Origin of the sequence: Thiocapsa rosea (genome assembly GCF_003634315.1) — a bacterium.
Classification (GTDB): Bacteria; Pseudomonadota; Gammaproteobacteria; order Chromatiales; family Chromatiaceae; genus Thiocapsa; species Thiocapsa rosea.
The window spans coordinates 2,611,915-2,626,566 of record NZ_RBXL01000001.1 but is presented as its reverse complement, the minus strand read 5'-3'; the positions used below and the strand labels follow the sequence as shown (position 1 = coordinate 2,626,566).

Genomic DNA, 14,652 nt, shown 5'->3' with positions numbered 1-14,652 from the left:
GATGTCACCGATAGAGACAATTGAATATTTTCTATACCTCGCCCTAGAGTAAGGTTACATCCAGAGTTCGAAACGGCCTCCGCAGGCGAGGCGGATCAGGCACAGACCACAGGAGCTGACGATGAGCGTGAAGACCTACGATGCCGGTGTCAAAGAATACCGGGCCATGTACTGGACGCCGGACTATGTCCCCCTCGACACCGACCTCTTGGCCTGTTTCAAATGCACCGGACAGCCCGGCGTGCCGCGCGAAGAGGTCGCCGCCGCCGTGGCCGCGGAGTCCTCGACCGGGACTTGGAGTACGGTGTGGTCGGAGCTCCTGACCGATCTCGAGTTCTATAAGGGTCGCGCCTATCGCATCGAAGACGTGCCCGGCGACAAAGAATCCTTTTACGCCTTCATCGCCTATCCGATCGATCTGTTCGAAGAAGGCTCGGTCGTCAACGTCCTCACCTCGCTCGTCGGCAACGTGTTCGGATTCAAGGCGCTGCGTCATCTGCGCTTGGAAGACATCCGCTTCCCCATCGCTTACGTCAAGACGTGCATGGGACCGCCGAGCGGCATCCAGGTCGAGCGCGACAAGCTCAACAAGTACGGTCGTCCGCTCCTGGGCGCAACCATCAAGCCCAAGCTCGGTCTGTCGGCCAAGAACTACGGTCGCGCGGTCTACGAGTGCTTGCGCGGCGGTCTGGATCTGACCAAGGACGACGAGAACGTCAACTCCCAGCCCTTCATGCGCTGGCAGAATCGCTTCGAATTTGTCGCCGAGGCCGTCTCCGCGGCGCAGGCCGAGACCGGCGAGCGCAAGGGCCACTATCTGAACGTGACCGCCCCGGATCCGGAGCAGATGTACGAGCGCGCCGAGTTCGCCAAGGAGCTCGGTCAGCCGATCATCATGCACGACTTCCTGACCGGCGGTTTCACCGCCAACACCGGTCTTGCCAAGTGGTGCCGCAAGAATGGCATGCTGCTGCACATCCACCGCGCCATGCATGCCGTCATCGACCGTCACCCCAAGCACGGTATCCACTTCCGCGTGCTGGCCAAGTGCCTGCGTCTGTCGGGCGGCGACCATCTGCATACCGGCACGGTCGTGGGTAAGCTCGAAGGCGATCGCGGCTCCACGCTCGGCTTCGTCGACCTGCTTCGCGAGTCCTTCATCCCGGAAGACCGCGCTCGCGGCATCTTCTTCGACCAGGACTGGGGCTCCATGCCCGGCGTCTTCGCCGTCGCCTCCGGCGGTATCCACGTCTGGCACATGCCGGCGCTGGTGACGATCTTCGGCGACGACTCGGTCCTGCAGTTCGGCGGCGGTACTCAGGGTCATCCCTGGGGCAACGCGGCCGGCGCCGCGGCCAACCGCGTCGCCCTCGAGGCCTGCGTGAAGGCCCGCAACGAGGGTCGCGAGCTCGAGAAGGAGGCCCGAGAGATCATGACCGGCGCGGCCAAGCACAGCCCGGAGCTGGCGATCGCGATGGAAACCTGGAAAGAGATCAAGTTCGAGTTCGATACGGTCGACAAGCTCGACGTGGGTTGAACAAAGCCTCCTGCCGCCTGCCTCCGGCCTCCTGCTCGAGCCGGCCGGGGCCGTGAGATCCAAGTCTCCCAAAGCGATGTCGTCAATCGACTCCCGGCGCGGCGGGAAGGACTCAACCCCGCCAGCAGCTAATCGCTGGAGGCAGGAGGCTGGAGGCCGGAAGCTCTGACACTCGAACCCAACGCATTCGCACAACGAGGACCGAAACCATGCCTTTCCAAAGCACCACGGGCGACTACCAGACCAAGCACACCCTGGAGACCTTCGGGTTTCTGCCGCCGATGACCCAGGAGGAGATCTTCGATCAGATCGCCTACATCATCGCGCAGGGCTGGACCCCGGGTATCGAGCATATTCACCCCAGCAAGTCCATGAACCACTACTGGACCATGTGGAAGCTGCCCTTCTTCGGGGTAACCGACCTGGCCCAGGTGGTGAGCGAACTCGAGGCGTGCCACCGCTCCTATCCGGATCACCATGTCCGTGTCACCGGCTACGACAACTACACCCAGAGCCAGGGCTCCTGCTTCGTGGTGTTCGAGGGCCGCGGCTGATCGCAAGGCTCACGGCAGCGAGGTCGAGCGTTGCTTCCAGGCACCGCCCGACCGAACGGTGCCGAGCACCCGAGATCCAGTGTTTCAACACCGAGCGAGCGGCGCGATCGCCGAGCCGGTGATGCGAGCGGAGTCAGGGATCCGTCCCTGCGTCGCGGTCACTGCTCAAGCGCTCCACGTCCAAGGGAACGACCATGCCCAGCAAAGCGAATCTGAGATCGAGCGGCCGCGAGGCGGCCCTGGCACGACGCCGTGCCTTGTCCACTCAGGGCAAGCGAACCAGCGCCGCCGCAGGGGCGGCCGAGCGCAGCCGCGCAGTCGAGGTCGGCACAGCCCGGCGTCAGGCGGCTCCGCAGGCCGCTCCGGCAGCCGCGGCCGAGTCGATGTCGAGCACGATGTCGATCGGCGCTGCCTCGCCTCTCTCGACATCCAGGGTCGTCTCCCCTGCTCGGCGCGTTCAGGCGCCGGTGTCGCCCTCCGGCTCCAGCCGGGCGGAGGCTAGGGCTCGGCGCGAAGCACTGTCGAAGGCCGGCAAACGGGCGGACCGCAGGGCGGACCGCACGCGCGTCCCGACACCGAAAACGCAGCCCCAGGCCGCTCGCAAAGACGGATCCGACTGCGGCTGTGGTTGCGGCGGACACCCCGAGACGACGGAGGAAGGCGGCTCGATGACAGATGCGGCGCGCCTCTCGTCGGATCGCCGGGGCGCATCGTCTCTCGGCTACTCGACCCATCCATCGACCAACGGGTCGCGACGCAACGGCAAGCGCATCACCGCCATCAAGCCCACGGGGCGGATGCTGGCGCTCGCCCGACGCTCCGCCACCTCGGGGCGCGGCAAGGCCGCGGTCAATACGCCGGCCACCACGGCGAGTCTCGCACGGCAGGCCAACCCACAGCTGTCCGGGCGCGATCTAGCCCAGACCGTCCGCGCCCATCGCAGCGCCGCGGGCTCGGCCGGAACGCGCAAGGTCCAAGCCACGGGCCGGGTCAGACCGGGGCGCGAGCGTCCGGTCGGCGGGGCGGAAGATCAGCCCTGGAAGGTCGGTTTGAGCGAAACCGCGCAAGGGCAATTCGTGACCGGCACCCGGGTCGGGCGCAGTCGCTCCGTGACGGGCGACGAGCCGAGCGTGTGTCGCGAGGTCACGGGTACCGAATACATGGGAGCGGAGATCTTCCGCGAGTTCTGCCAGACCGAACCGCCAAAACAGGCGCCGAAGGTCCACGTCACCACCACGAGCCACGGTAATTCAGTGACCGGCAACGAGGTGGGGCGCTCAAGCCGGGTGACGGGCGACGAGCCCGGGACCTGCAAGAGCGTGACCGGCACGGAGTATCTGTCGGCCGAGCAGGCAAGCGCATTCTGCGGGACCCAGTTGACGCCGAACCCGCGTCAGACCGGGCGCACCCAAACCACCGGCGGTCGTGCCGTCTCGGGTGTCCTGCCGGGACTCTCGTCCAAGGTCACGGGCAACGAGCACGGCGCGGGGATCCAGCCGACCGGTAGCCAGTACATGTCCTCGGCCAACGGCGATCTGCCCGATCTGAAAAAGGCGCCGCCGAAGGTCAACCTGACGCAGACGCTCGGCGGCGGCGCCGTGACCGGCACCCGGGTCGGGCGCAGTGCGAAGCTGACCGGCGACGAACCCGGCAGCTGTCGGATGGTGACCGGCGACGAGTATGTCGGCGCCGAGCAATACAAGGAGTTCTGCGGCATCCAGCCGGCCCCGATGGAGGCGCCCAAGGTCGGGCTGTCGTCGACGCCGAAGGGGTTGATGGTCTCCGGCACCCAGACCGGGCGCTCGGGTCGGGTCACGGGTGACGAACCCGGCACCTGCAAGGTGGTGACCGGCACGCCCTATGCGGGACTGGAGCAGACGGCGACCTATTGCGCCCCGGAGCAGCAGCGCCTGATCGCCGAGCGGATGCGCCCGATGGCATCGGCCATGGCGGCGCGCATGACCGGCATCCAGCCGGGGATCGGCGGGGCCATGACGGGTGCGTCCAGGGGCGCTTGCGAGGGGATCAGCGGGACGCCCTACATCGGAGTCGACCAGCTCGAGGATGCCTGCGGAAGCGGTGCTCTGCCCGGGCACAGCGATTTCCCACAGCCGCTCCCCCAGCCAATCGAAGCCGCGCCCTGGCAAAGCTTCAGCGTCGCCTCGCCGGCACGGCAGGCGTTTCAGGCGAATCAAGGAAGCGGCGTGACGGGCACGCTCTATGAGCAGGAGGGGAGGATTACCGGCCCTTTCGGGATGGGCACGGGCAAGATCACGGGCACTGAGCAGTTTCGCTTTGACCGTGGCTCGTCCGTGCCGGGAAACCTCCTGCAGATGGAACCTGCCGAGACGACAGCAGCCGACATGGCTCCGGCCGCGGTCCGCTCCCGTGTGACGGGCGAGGGTCAAACCGCCGGAACCAAGGTCACGGGTGACGATTGGGAGCGTGGCGAGCGTGTCACCGGGACCGAGGGTCCCTCGGCACGGCGCCGCAACCCGACCCGCCCGGGTCCGACGGCTGCGATGGCGACCGTCAAGCCGAAGCGCAACGAGGAGCTTCCTGCGCCGGTGAGTCGTGTGACCGGGGCCAGCGGAAACACGGACCGCGGGTCACTCATCACCTACTCGGGCGGCGCGCGGGGCTGAGCCCCGCGCGAGCGACCGGCACCAGGGATCGGGCCTGCCCGACCGAACCGAATGAAAGCCAACACCGGAATCTGACGAGACAACGAGGTCATGTCGAGCCAACGCCGTCCAACCCGAGCGAGCCTGATCTGGGCATCCGCACCCGCGACCGCCGCGCCGCCCTACCGGCCGCGTTCGCGAGGCGAGTCCGGTTCCGGTGCGCCCGCAGCGACGCCGGAGCCGGTGACGGCCGAATCGGCTAAGCCCACACCGGCCACGACCGAGCCGTCGACGCAGGCTCGGGGTCAACGGATGCGTCCGCGGCCTCCGTCTCGCACAGCCGGCGCCGATGCCGCCAAGCGCTCGGCACGCCAGCCCAAGCGGGCCGTCGTTCCGGCAGCGGAACCCCGACAGGCTCGGGATCCGAGCGGGCAACACCCGCTGACCGACCGCGACGGCAACGCGAGGTTGCAGCGCTACGAGGAGCGGATCAAGACGGCGTTCGATCGGATCGTACCCGTGCTCAAGCGGATCTCGGCACTCCAGCACGCGTCCGACTTCGAGCGGCAGGCCCAGTCGATCGCCCGGGACGCGTTGGGCTTCGACCTGCCCGAGCACATGCTCGCGGATGCTTGGGTCACCCAGCTCGATCTGCGGCGTCTGTTCGCCTGGTGCGTGTTCGAGACCTACCGTCGGATGACGGATGACTTCTTCGCGAACGACCCGCTCGGCGGGCACGAGATCCGAGACTTCGACCGTTTCCTCCAGGACTGCGGCTTCCATCAGCTGGATGTCACGCCCTGTGCAGACGGGCGCTTGGCCCACGCGATCAGCTACGTGCTGCGTTTGCCCTGCGGCGCGGTGCGGCGCAAGCCCTACGCCGGCGGATTGTTCGATGTCGAGAACACGGTCTCCAAGTGGGGCGAGGTCGAGCTCGGGCGATTCCGTGAAGGGATACCGAACACCGCGGATGCACCGACCCGCTATCTCAAGTCGGTGATCTATCACTACAGCTCGGTCGATCCGCATCATCAGGGCTGCGCGGCCCACGGATCGGACGATGCGGCGGCGGCGCAGGGCGCCTTGGATCGGCTTCTGGCGTTCCGCCAATCGGTCGAGAACGGTTTCTGCTGCGGTGCCTCGGTGGCGCTGCTGCTGATCGGCTTGGACACGGACACGGACGCGATCCGGGTCCACGTGCCCGACGGCGAGGGCCACATGGACCTGACGCAGTCGGTCGATGCGCTCAAGGTCCACGCGATCACGCGTGACCTGGAGCCGACCGCGGCGCGCGCTCGGGTCGCCGAGCTGGTCAAGGCGCACGCACCGGCAAGCGCCGATCCGGGCATGCTCCGGCTGGTCGCACGGCTGATCGAGAACAACCTGTCGCAGATCGACTATGTGCGCCAGGTGCACGGCGGCCACTATGCGGATGTGGGTCACGCCGAGCATTTCATGGGTGTCGGCATCGGGTTCGAGGAGATCCAGCTGCGCAACCTGACCTACTTCGCCTACCTGTACACGGTCGAGGAAGGGGCCGCGGATCTGGACGTCGGGCGCAAGATCTTCAGCGGACTGAATGTCTCGCGCGGTCTGCCGATCCCGATCGTCATCCGCTTTGATTATCACGGCGGTGTACCGGGTGCGCGCGAGCGCGCGGTGACACGCTGCCGGCGGCTCGATGCCGCGCTCGCCGGCCGATTTGCCGATCTGGCAGACCGGGGCCTGCTTCACCGATTGCTCGTCGTGCGCGACAGCGACGCGGGCGCCGGCATCGAGGTCGTCGGATGCTCGCTGACCGCCCCGACGGCGGGAGGCCACTGATGAAGATCTGTCAGGTGGAGCGCCCGCTGGTCTCGACCAACCGGATCCCGGGATTCGAGCACAAGCATCTCTTGGTGGTGCGCGACGGGAGCACACAACAGGTTGCGGTCGATGCGGTCGGCTGCGTACCGGGTGACTGGGTGATCTGTGTCGGCAGCTCCGCGGCGCGCGAGGCGGCCGGCAGCAAGGAGTATCCGAGCGATCTGACCATCGTCGGCATTATCGATCATTGGCCGCCCGAGACGGAGGCCGCCGGGCCGCGAGGTGCAGGCTGATGGAGATCAGGCAGGTGATCGGATCGCTGGTCTGCACGCACCGGATCACCGGGCTCGGGCACTGGGATCTGCGGCTGCTGCAGGACACGAAAGGCAAGCAGTACGTCGCCACCGACCCGGTGGACGCCCGACCCGGCGACTGGGTCTTCGTGGTCAGCGGCTCGGCGGCGCGTTATGCGATGGGCAACGCCGCCATCCTGACCGATTTGACGATCGGCGGGATTATCGATCACTGGGAGGCGCATGACGTAGCGGCGGCTCGGCCGACCGCGGCCCTCGCCGCGAAGGCGGCCTGAGTGCATCCGCCGGCCCTTTGAGCGACAGCGGATCCGCTGTCGCTGTCCGCACCGGCGGACGGCCTTGAATCCGGATTGAAGATGATCGGGCAGCATCGCCCGCGGCGACTTGGTACACAGAGGAGACACGAACGATGGCAAACGAAAAATTCGGAATCGCGCTCGGGATGATCGAGACCCGTGGACTGGTCCCCGCCATCGAAGCGGCGGACGCCATGACCAAGGCCGCCGAGGTGCGCCTGATCGGGCGCGAGTTCGTCGGCGGGGGCTACGTGACCGTGCTGGTACGCGGCGAGACGGGCGCGGTGAACGCCGCGGTGCGTGCCGGTGCGGATGCCTGCGAGCGCGTCGGCGACGGCCTGGTCGCGGCCCACATCATCGCCCGCCCGCACCGCGAGGTCGAGCCGATCCTCCCCGTCGGCGGCCCGGCCGTCGACTAATTCAAGGTCAGCAATACGCGAGGAGCAATCAGCTGGAGGCTGAAAGCTGGGGGCTGAAGGCTGAAAGCTGGAGGCTGGAGGCTGGAGGCTGGAGGCTGGAGGCTGGAGGCTGATAGCTGATAGCTGATAGCTGACAGCTGACAGCCGATAACCACCCGCCGAGAGCAAATCGCGACACACTTAATCAACGATCAACACGACACTTAAGATTGGAGAGCACAGATGGCCAGTGAAAGCTACGGGATTGCATTGGGGATGATCGAGACGCGCGGACTGGTGCCCGCAATCGAAGCGGCGGATGCCATGACCAAGGCCGCCGAGGTGCGCCTGATCGGACGCGAGTTCGTCGGCGGCGGCTACGTGACCGTGCTGGTGCGCGGCGAGACGGGTGCGGTGAACGCCGCGGTGCGTGCCGGTGCGGATGCCTGCGAGCGTGTCGGCGACGGTCTGGTCGCCGCGCACATCATTGCCCGTCCGCACCGCGAGGTCGAGCCGATCCTGAACCGCACCCTGCCGGCGGCCGCCGACTGATCAAGCGGCGTTCAGCCATGAGCCGCTCGATACCGGCGGCAAGGGGTTGAATCTAGGTTGAAGCATGAGACACGCACGCATTCATCCTCGTACCCTTGGCTATCTCGGTCGCGCCTTGAGCTTGGAGCTGTCCGCAGTCCAGCAGTACATGACCCAGGCCTCACTCGCCGAGGCCTGGGGCTTGCCGGAGGCGGCGGTCCGTCTACGCGAGGAAACGGTCGAAGAGATGCAGCATGCCGAGCGCATCATCCAGCGGATGTTGGCGTTGGGCGTTGCGCCGAACGGATCGCAACTGCGTCCGGCCGGCGTCGCGCGCACTCTGGTCGAACTGCTTCTTCAAGACGCGGTGCTCGAATCCGAGATCGTCGCCCTCTATCGCGAGGCGGTGATCTTCTGTCGACGCGTCGGGGATCGGGAGAACGGTGACTTCTTCGAGGCACTCCTGAACGAGGAGTCCGCTCACGCTCGCGAGATCGATGACTGGCTGGCCTCGCTCGGAGTCCCGCGCTATCGTGACCCCTCGGAACGTGCCTACTTTTAAGGGATCCCCGTCATGAATCAAGGCTGGACCGAGCGTCAGCGTCCCGTACGCCTCGAACGCCGCCTGGAGTTTGCCGATTACGAGGCTACCCGCGATTTCCTGGATCGGGCGGCGAGCCTCTCGGAGCGCGTCGGCATCTATCCGGACATGAGCTTCGGGCGAACCTACGTGAACATCACCCTACATGCCGAGGACGATGCGACCGCGTTGGGAGAGCCGCTCCGGCACTTCGCGCGCGAGATCGATGCGCTGCTCGCAACCGAGAAGACCCTCGATGAGTGATCAGCCCACCAAAGACAACACGCCCGAAGGCGTCAAGATACCGACCGGCGCAGCGCCTGTGCCGGCAGCGCCGCGACGCGCATCCGCCAAGCCAAAATCGGCACCTCGATCGACCACGGACGTCGCCGCATCCGCATCGACCGCCGGCAAACGCGCGGGGAAGAGCCCGTCCGGGCCCCGCTCCGCGATCGTCTCCGACACACGAGCCACCTCTCGAAACCCCGCCCAAACGACTGCACAGCCGACAATCACGGCACCGCGATCCCGCAGAGTCTGGCCGGACTAAGCCGTCACCAGCCCATCACGCTAAGACCCGGCCGCTGACCGCTTCGTGGTCCATTCAAGGGTTCCACAGTGCTGACGATCGCATTCGTCCGATCGCTCACCGGTCGGGTGAAGGCGGTTTCGGCTGCCTGATCCGGGTTCAATCGCAAGCAGGACAAAAGGATGAACACGTCGAGCCAGACCCCGAAAGGGTTGCCCCAAAGCGAGGCAACCGGTCGTTTCGTGCGACATGCCACCTTGCGTCAGCTTCAACTTCTCGAGGCCATCGTGCGTCTCGGCAGCTTCACGCGTGCCGCCGAGGAGATGTTTTTGACCCAGCCCACCGTCTCGATGCAGATCAAGAAGCTGACCGACACGGTCGGAACACCCCTATTCCAGCACGTGGGACGCAACGTCGAACCGACCGATGCCGGACGCGAGGTCTATGCCGCGTGTCGCACCATCCTGCGCTCGCTCACCGATCTCGAAATCAAGCTCGCCGACCTCAAGGGCCTGAAGAGCGGGCACTTTCGCCTCGGCGTCATTACGACCGCAAAATACTTCGCGCCCGAGATACTCGGTGCCTTCTGCGACCAGTTTCCCGGCATCGACGTCTCGCTGAAGGTCACCAATCGCACGCGAATCATCGAGCGGATGGCCGCTCACGACGATGATCTCTACATTTTCGGCGAGCCCGCCCGCGCCGGACTCGATGTCGAGGCGACCTTTCTCGCACCCAATCCACTGATCGTCCTCGCGCGAACCGATCACCCCCTGGTCGGTCAATCCGGGATCACCATGGAACGTCTGGCACAGGAGCGCTTCCTTCTGCGCGAGCCCGGCTCGGGCATCCGCGACTCGGTCGTGCGCCGCTTCGCCGAGCGGGGCCTACGCCCGAACGTGCGCATGGAGCTCGGCAGCAACGAGGCGATCAAGCACGCCATCATCGCCGGCCTCGGGATCTCCGCACTCTCGCTGCATACCCTCACGCTCGACGGGGGTGCGGGACGTCTGGCGATGCTGGACGTCGAGGGCTTCCCGATCGAGCGCACCTGGTATCTGGTCCACCCGAAGGGGCGCGATCTTTCGACCATCGCCAAGGCATTCCTGGCCTTTGCCGTCGACCGCGAGCGCGAGATCACCGCCTCGCTCGAGCGAACCTACGACATCTTGCGCGCTCGGTCGGCAGGCTAAACCGCGTCCAGAGCGAAATGCGTCATTTTCATGTTGTGTTTAGCGTCGGAGACGTCCTTGATCTCAGCGAGACGCAGTTTAAAATTTAACGTTTTAATGCTTTAAACCGCGCCAGCTCCGACAGTCGTCGGGAGCTGGCGCGGCCAAGCCATTCCAACAAATGACGCATACCGCACCGGGCGCGGTTTAGTACCCCGTTCCACCTGAGTTTGCATGCTCAGAGCCCCCCAAAGGGCGATAGACAACCAGACGTCGCCCCAGCCGCATGCGCAGCTCAGGATCGACCCTCGCGCGCGTGACCCAGAGATAAGCAGCGGCCTCGCCCGCTTGAGCCCAGGATTTAACCGGGTGGAGGTTGACGGGAAGCGCTCGCTCCGACGGCCACCACTCGCGCCCGCACGCCTCCTCGATGACGACGACACGCTCGCCGTTCACGACAGCCGCCGCGGCATGCAGAAGGGCCTCGCGATCGGCCTCGACCCGCCAACCCAAGTCACGCCCCAGGAGATCGACGGCGATTGTGCCCTGGACATCGGACGACGTGGTCAGCACGGCCGTCGCTCCGAGCAGGTCGGCGATCCACTGCGCGCTCGCATTGGCACCGCCGAGATGACCTGACAGGAGAGGGATGACGAAGCGCCCCGCCTCGTCGATCACCAGGACGGCCGGATCGCGTGTCTTGTCCACCAGCAAAGGCGCGATGAGCCGCACCACGACACCGGCCGAGGCGATGAACACGAACTCGGCGCGGTCGACGAAAAGCCGAGACACGAGCGCGGAAAGCGGTTCGTCGATCGATTCGATGCGTACGGCATCGTTCGGACCGAGCGCCTCTCGGAACCTCTCGGGAACATGCATCTCGACCAAACCGGAGCCGACCTCGCAGACCGCCATCCGAGACGCAAGACGCCCCGCCAGCACAGTGCCGCCCCGGGTCAGCGCCAGAATCACAGTTCCGCTCCGATGCAACGCCGGCCTCCTTATGGGCAAGAGTGACTCACAAAGAAGCACTTAGAAACACAGGGAGATACCCTCCGAGTGGCGATTCAACAACCACCGAAACGCGTAGGATGGGTAGAGCGCAGCGAAACCCATCCTCACAGCTCAAACGCCCAATCCTAGCGGCACCACCCGTGAATCGTTGCCCGCCGGACGGGATTCAACCGGACCCGACCCGACAGAGCATCTCGCCCCTGGCATCCTGAAACCAAGCCCCCTCGCCGCTCGGCAGACCGACACGATAGGCCCCTGCAAACGCCGCCCGGGGCAGCACGACGCGCCAGCCCGAGCCTTCGATCGCAATGCTGTCCGGATCGGCCTGGACCCGAGCATTCGCGAGACTCAGCTCGGCGACCCCGCCGCCCGGCGATTGCATGCGCAGTGTCGTGTTGTGCCAGCCGAGCGCCTCGTCCAACAGCACTTCGGGCGCTTGGTGAGCGACGACACGCCAGGGCGCGATCTGCGCCTCGGACAAGGCATCCAGGATCTGGCTCGGGTTCGCATCCAGCACCCGACAGGCCGCCTCGATCCCCTCGCTCAGCGCGGTCTCGACCAAGGCGCGACGCCAACCCTCGAGCCCGCTCGACAAGGAGACCCGCGCCGTCTCGCCGGGATGCGCCGCCCCGTCGGCCAACCGATATTTGAGCCCGTAACCCCGCGGCGTGACCATGAGGCCCGCGCGCACGAAGGTGCTCGCATTGCCGATGATGAGGTTGGTCAACATGCTGACCTCACCCTCGGCGATCTCGGCCAAGGTGGTCAGACGCACGTCCTGGCGTTGGCGATAAGCGGCGCGCACGACCGCAACCGGCGTCTGCGGATCGCGATGGCGCAGAAACAGATCACGCGCCTCTTGAAGCTGGTCCGGTCGGCGGCTGCTCTTGGGGTTATAAAGCGCCGTGACGAAGTCGGCCCGCGCCGCAGCCTCCAGACGCCGGGCGATCACCGGCCAAGGGGTCAGCATGTCCGAGAGCGAGATGGCGCAGAAGTCATGCGTCAGGGGCGCACCGACCAGGGAGGCGCAGGAGGACGCTGCCGTCACGCCCGGTACCACCTCGACCTCGATCCCGGTGTCCGGCGTCCATCCCTGCTCGAACAGCAGCTCGAACAGTGGGCCGGCCATCCCGAACACGCCCACGTCGCCGGACGACACCAGGGCGACGGTCTGCCCCGCCTGCGCCAACGCCACGGCCTCGCCGCAACGGTCCAGCTCCTCGGCCATCTCTCGCGCGATGACCTGCTTGTCCTTCACCAGATCGGCGATAAGCCGGACATAGGTCCGATAGCCGACGACCACGTCTGACGCCGCGATGGCCGCGCGCGCGCGGCCCGTCATCTCGGCGATATCGCCGGGACCCAAGCCCACCAGGTAGATCTTTCCGTTGCTCATCGTCGTTTCTTCGCCGCCTTCTCGGCCGGGGTGCGCTTGCGTTTTTGTTTGGCCATCGCAGTTCGTCGGATGCTTCGACAGGGTCCGGCCATCCTATCCGATCACCGATCCTTCTACCCGCCGCACGGCTGTGCTCGGATCAAGGCCGCACGCACCGGCGCGGAGACCCACTCGCTGACGATCACGGTGGCGAAGGCCAGCACCTGTGCCGGCCCCGCCCCGGTCGCCCGGATCACCTCGACCTGCCGCAGGTCGATCTCCGCCTAAACCGCGTCCGGAGCGACATGCGTCATTATGTTGCGTTTGGCTTCTGAGATGTCCTCGATCTCGGCGAGACGCGGTTTAAAATTTAAAATTTTTCAATTCTTTAAACCGCGCCGACTCCGACGGCCGTCGGAGCCGGCGCGGCCAAGCCAATCCCACAAACGACGCATACCGCACCGGGCGCGGTTTCGAGGAGTTTAACGCCGAGTGCCAGGTGATTTCCGGAAAAGGATCTACCGGAAGCGCCGCAACCAGGAAAAGTGGTCGAACGCTCTACCCGTTGTCGTTGTCGTTGTCGTATCAAGCTGAGAGCCGAGGCGATGTCCCGGAAAGAAACGAACAGCGTGTAGGTGCGAATCTATTTGTACGCACGTCCGGATAGAAAAAGGCGGACGCCGCCTCCACCAACAGCATCATGGGGGCGATATAGGCCCGGCATGGACTGGCGCTCTCATGCGCGCGCACCAAAACAGCCACGTTTAAACCGCGTCCAGAGCGAAATACGTCATTTTCATGTTGTGTTTAGCGTCGGAGACGTCCTTGATCTTGGCGAGACGTGGTTTAATTTTAATTTTAATTTTATTAATACCTTAAACCGCGCCAGCTCCGACAGTGGTCGGAGCCGGCGCGTCCAAGCCATTCCAACAAATGACGCATACCGCACCGGGCGCGGTTTAGCGCAATCGAAGAACCAACTGAGCGACAACCATGCCGACACGACTTTTCCTGGTTCGCCACGGTGCGACTGAGCTGACCGCCGAGGATCGCTTCTCGGGTGCGACCGACGTACCGCTCTCCGAGGAGGGACGCAAGCAGGTCGAAAATCTTGCGAGCCGCCTCGCCGGCGAGCCGCTTGATGCCATCTATGCGAGCCCGATGGGGCGCACGGTGGAGACCGCGCGAATCCTGGCCAAGCCTCATGGCGCTGGGGTTCGCGTCGAGACGGAGTCGGCGCTGCGCGAGATCGATTACGGACACTGGGAAGGAAAGACCCGAGCCGAGGTCGAGGCCCAGTACGGCGACGAGTACGAAAATTGGCAGGAAGACCCGCTCACGATCGCGCCGCGAGATGGTGAATCCGGCGTGCAGGTGCTCGCGCGGGCGTTACCGGTGGTGCGCCGAATCGTGGAGCAGCACCATCAAGGCTCGGTGCTGGTCGTCTGTCACAAGGGCACGAACCGCCTTCTGATCAGTAGCCTGCTGGGATTCGACGCGCGCGGCTACCGCGATCGGTTGGATCAGAGTCCGGCGGCGTTGAATATCCTCGATTTCGTCAGCCCGGTGCGAGCACGCCTCAGGCTCTTCAACGACGTCTCGCACTACGAAGGCGTCCCCGATCGCACCTTCTCACAACGCCTGTCGCGTTGGTGGTCGCCGCGCAGTTGATCCTTGCCCACTCTGGCGGACAAGTCGACGGCTGCAGGACATCGTAAGCGTTGGGGATCAAAAGGAACCAAGGTGCTCGTAAAAGCCGCAATGTCCCCCTAAACCGCGTCCAGAGCGACATGCGTCATCTTCATGTTGCGTTTGGCTTCGGAGATGTCCTCGATGTCGGTGAGACACGGTTTAGAATTTAATCTCTTTTAATACATTAAACTGCGCCGGCTCCGACAGTCGTCGGAGCCGGCGCGGCCAAT

Annotated in this window: 16 protein-coding genes; 13 read left to right on the top strand and 3 right to left on the bottom strand. The window is 65.5% G+C overall.

Annotated elements, in window-relative coordinates; translation table 11 throughout:
* Positions 1 to 121: 121 nt before the first annotated feature.
* The 10 genes from BDD21_RS11595 (at position 122) to BDD21_RS11550 (ending at position 8,904) form a co-directional block, all read left to right on the top strand.
* A complete protein-coding gene (locus BDD21_RS11595) occupies positions 122 to 1,537 on the top strand; it encodes a form I ribulose bisphosphate carboxylase large subunit (protein ID WP_120797307.1) in 1,416 nt (471 codons plus the stop codon).
* A gap of 209 nt (positions 1,538 to 1,746) precedes the next feature.
* Positions 1,747 to 2,091: a ribulose bisphosphate carboxylase small subunit gene (locus tag BDD21_RS11590; RefSeq protein WP_120797306.1), complete on the top strand. Its 345-nt coding sequence runs from the start codon at positions 1,747 to 1,749 to the stop codon at positions 2,089 to 2,091.
* Positions 2,092 to 2,285: 194 nt separating this feature from the next.
* The gene (locus tag BDD21_RS11585) at positions 2,286 to 4,736 is read left to right on the top strand and encodes an alpha-carboxysome scaffolding protein CsoS2 (RefSeq protein WP_170164741.1); all 2,451 of its coding nucleotides are present in this window, start codon (positions 2,286 to 2,288) and stop codon (positions 4,734 to 4,736) included.
* A 90-nt stretch (positions 4,737 to 4,826) separates the two neighbouring features.
* Positions 4,827 to 6,539: a carboxysome shell carbonic anhydrase gene (locus BDD21_RS11580; protein ID WP_120797304.1), complete on the top strand. Its 1,713-nt coding sequence runs from the start codon at positions 4,827 to 4,829 to the stop codon at positions 6,537 to 6,539.
* On the top strand, positions 6,539 to 6,814 hold the full coding sequence (csoS4, locus tag BDD21_RS11575) for an alpha-carboxysome shell vertex protein CsoS4 (RefSeq protein WP_120797303.1): 276 nt from the start codon (positions 6,539 to 6,541) through the stop codon (positions 6,812 to 6,814). The genes BDD21_RS11580 and csoS4 overlap by 1 nt, the downstream gene beginning before the upstream one ends.
* The gene (locus BDD21_RS11570) at positions 6,814 to 7,110 is read left to right on the top strand and encodes a carboxysome peptide B (RefSeq protein WP_120797302.1); all 297 of its coding nucleotides are present in this window, start codon (positions 6,814 to 6,816) and stop codon (positions 7,108 to 7,110) included. The genes csoS4 and BDD21_RS11570 overlap by 1 nt, the downstream gene beginning before the upstream one ends.
* Positions 7,111 to 7,244: 134 nt before the next feature.
* Complete coding sequence (gene csoS1, locus BDD21_RS11565; protein ID WP_093036074.1) at positions 7,245 to 7,550, top strand: alpha-carboxysome major shell protein CsoS1; 306 nt, start codon at positions 7,245 to 7,247, stop codon at positions 7,548 to 7,550.
* Between the two features lie 222 nt (positions 7,551 to 7,772).
* A complete protein-coding gene (gene csoS1 / locus BDD21_RS11560; protein WP_093036077.1) occupies positions 7,773 to 8,081 on the top strand; it encodes an alpha-carboxysome major shell protein CsoS1 in 309 nt (102 codons plus the stop codon).
* A gap of 64 nt (positions 8,082 to 8,145) precedes the next feature.
* Entirely contained in the window at positions 8,146 to 8,622 is a 477-nt protein-coding gene (locus BDD21_RS11555) for a ferritin-like domain-containing protein (RefSeq protein WP_120797301.1), read from the top strand.
* 12 nt (positions 8,623 to 8,634) lie between these two features.
* Positions 8,635 to 8,904, top strand: coding sequence for a 4a-hydroxytetrahydrobiopterin dehydratase (locus tag BDD21_RS11550; protein ID WP_120797300.1), 270 nt, complete (start codon positions 8,635 to 8,637; stop codon positions 8,902 to 8,904).
* Here BDD21_RS11550 and BDD21_RS11545 read toward each other — a convergent pair whose 3' ends face one another.
* Positions 8,905 to 9,105, bottom strand: a complete 201-nt coding sequence (locus BDD21_RS11545) for a hypothetical protein (protein ID WP_120797299.1) — start codon at positions 9,103 to 9,105, stop codon at positions 8,905 to 8,907.
* 246 nt (positions 9,106 to 9,351) lie between these two features.
* On the opposite strand from BDD21_RS11545, the gene BDD21_RS11540 reads away from it, so the two are divergent.
* Positions 9,352 to 10,362 carry a LysR family transcriptional regulator gene (locus BDD21_RS11540; RefSeq protein ID WP_120797298.1) on the top strand — a complete coding sequence of 337 codons (1,011 nt, stop codon included), beginning with the start codon at positions 9,352 to 9,354 and terminating at the stop codon, positions 10,360 to 10,362.
* 186 nt (positions 10,363 to 10,548) lie between these two features.
* On the opposite strand, the gene BDD21_RS11535 is transcribed toward BDD21_RS11540, so the two are convergent.
* Together BDD21_RS11535 and cobJ are read right to left on the bottom strand one after the other, a co-directional pair.
* The gene (locus BDD21_RS11535) at positions 10,549 to 11,313 is read right to left on the bottom strand and encodes a cobalamin biosynthesis central domain-containing protein (protein ID WP_120797297.1); all 765 of its coding nucleotides are present in this window, start codon (positions 11,311 to 11,313) and stop codon (positions 10,549 to 10,551) included.
* A 208-nt stretch (positions 11,314 to 11,521) separates the two neighbouring features.
* On the bottom strand, positions 11,522 to 12,751 hold the full coding sequence (gene cobJ / locus BDD21_RS11530; protein WP_120797296.1) for a precorrin-3B C(17)-methyltransferase: 1,230 nt from the start codon (positions 12,749 to 12,751) through the stop codon (positions 11,522 to 11,524).
* A gap of 69 nt (positions 12,752 to 12,820) precedes the next feature.
* Here cobJ and BDD21_RS11525 point away from each other — a divergent pair, with 69 nt between their 5' ends.
* Complete coding sequence (locus BDD21_RS11525; protein ID WP_120797295.1) at positions 12,821 to 13,018, top strand: hypothetical protein; 198 nt, start codon at positions 12,821 to 12,823, stop codon at positions 13,016 to 13,018.
* Positions 13,019 to 13,723: 705 nt separating this feature from the next.
* Positions 13,724 to 14,401, top strand: coding sequence for a histidine phosphatase family protein (locus BDD21_RS11520; RefSeq protein WP_120797294.1), 678 nt, complete (start codon positions 13,724 to 13,726; stop codon positions 14,399 to 14,401).
* Positions 14,402 to 14,652: the final 251 nt, after the last annotated feature.

Bases quoted from the DNA above. Each gene is read 5' to 3' on its own strand.
- BDD21_RS11595 (WP_120797307.1), top strand. From the start codon at position 122: ATGAGCGTGAAGACCTACGATGCCGGTGTCAAAGAATACCGGGCCATG.
- BDD21_RS11590 (WP_120797306.1), top strand. From the start codon at position 1,747: ATGCCTTTCCAAAGCACCACGGGCGACTACCAGACCAAGCACACCCTG.
- BDD21_RS11585 (WP_170164741.1), top strand. From the start codon at position 2,286: ATGCCCAGCAAAGCGAATCTGAGATCGAGCGGCCGCGAGGCGGCCCTG.
- BDD21_RS11580 (WP_120797304.1), top strand. From the start codon at position 4,827: ATGTCGAGCCAACGCCGTCCAACCCGAGCGAGCCTGATCTGGGCATCC.
- csoS4 (WP_120797303.1), top strand. From the start codon at position 6,539: ATGAAGATCTGTCAGGTGGAGCGCCCGCTGGTCTCGACCAACCGGATC.
- BDD21_RS11570 (WP_120797302.1), top strand. From the start codon at position 6,814: ATGGAGATCAGGCAGGTGATCGGATCGCTGGTCTGCACGCACCGGATC.
- csoS1 (WP_093036074.1), top strand. From the start codon at position 7,245: ATGGCAAACGAAAAATTCGGAATCGCGCTCGGGATGATCGAGACCCGT.
- csoS1 (WP_093036077.1), top strand. From the start codon at position 7,773: ATGGCCAGTGAAAGCTACGGGATTGCATTGGGGATGATCGAGACGCGC.
- BDD21_RS11555 (WP_120797301.1), top strand. From the start codon at position 8,146: ATGAGACACGCACGCATTCATCCTCGTACCCTTGGCTATCTCGGTCGC.
- BDD21_RS11550 (WP_120797300.1), top strand. From the start codon at position 8,635: ATGAATCAAGGCTGGACCGAGCGTCAGCGTCCCGTACGCCTCGAACGC.
- BDD21_RS11540 (WP_120797298.1), top strand. From the start codon at position 9,352: ATGAACACGTCGAGCCAGACCCCGAAAGGGTTGCCCCAAAGCGAGGCA.
- cobJ (WP_120797296.1), bottom strand. From the start codon at position 12,751: ATGAGCAACGGAAAGATCTACCTGGTGGGCTTGGGTCCCGGCGATATC.
- BDD21_RS11525 (WP_120797295.1), top strand. From the start codon at position 12,821: ATGCTTCGACAGGGTCCGGCCATCCTATCCGATCACCGATCCTTCTAC.
- BDD21_RS11520 (WP_120797294.1), top strand. From the start codon at position 13,724: ATGCCGACACGACTTTTCCTGGTTCGCCACGGTGCGACTGAGCTGACC.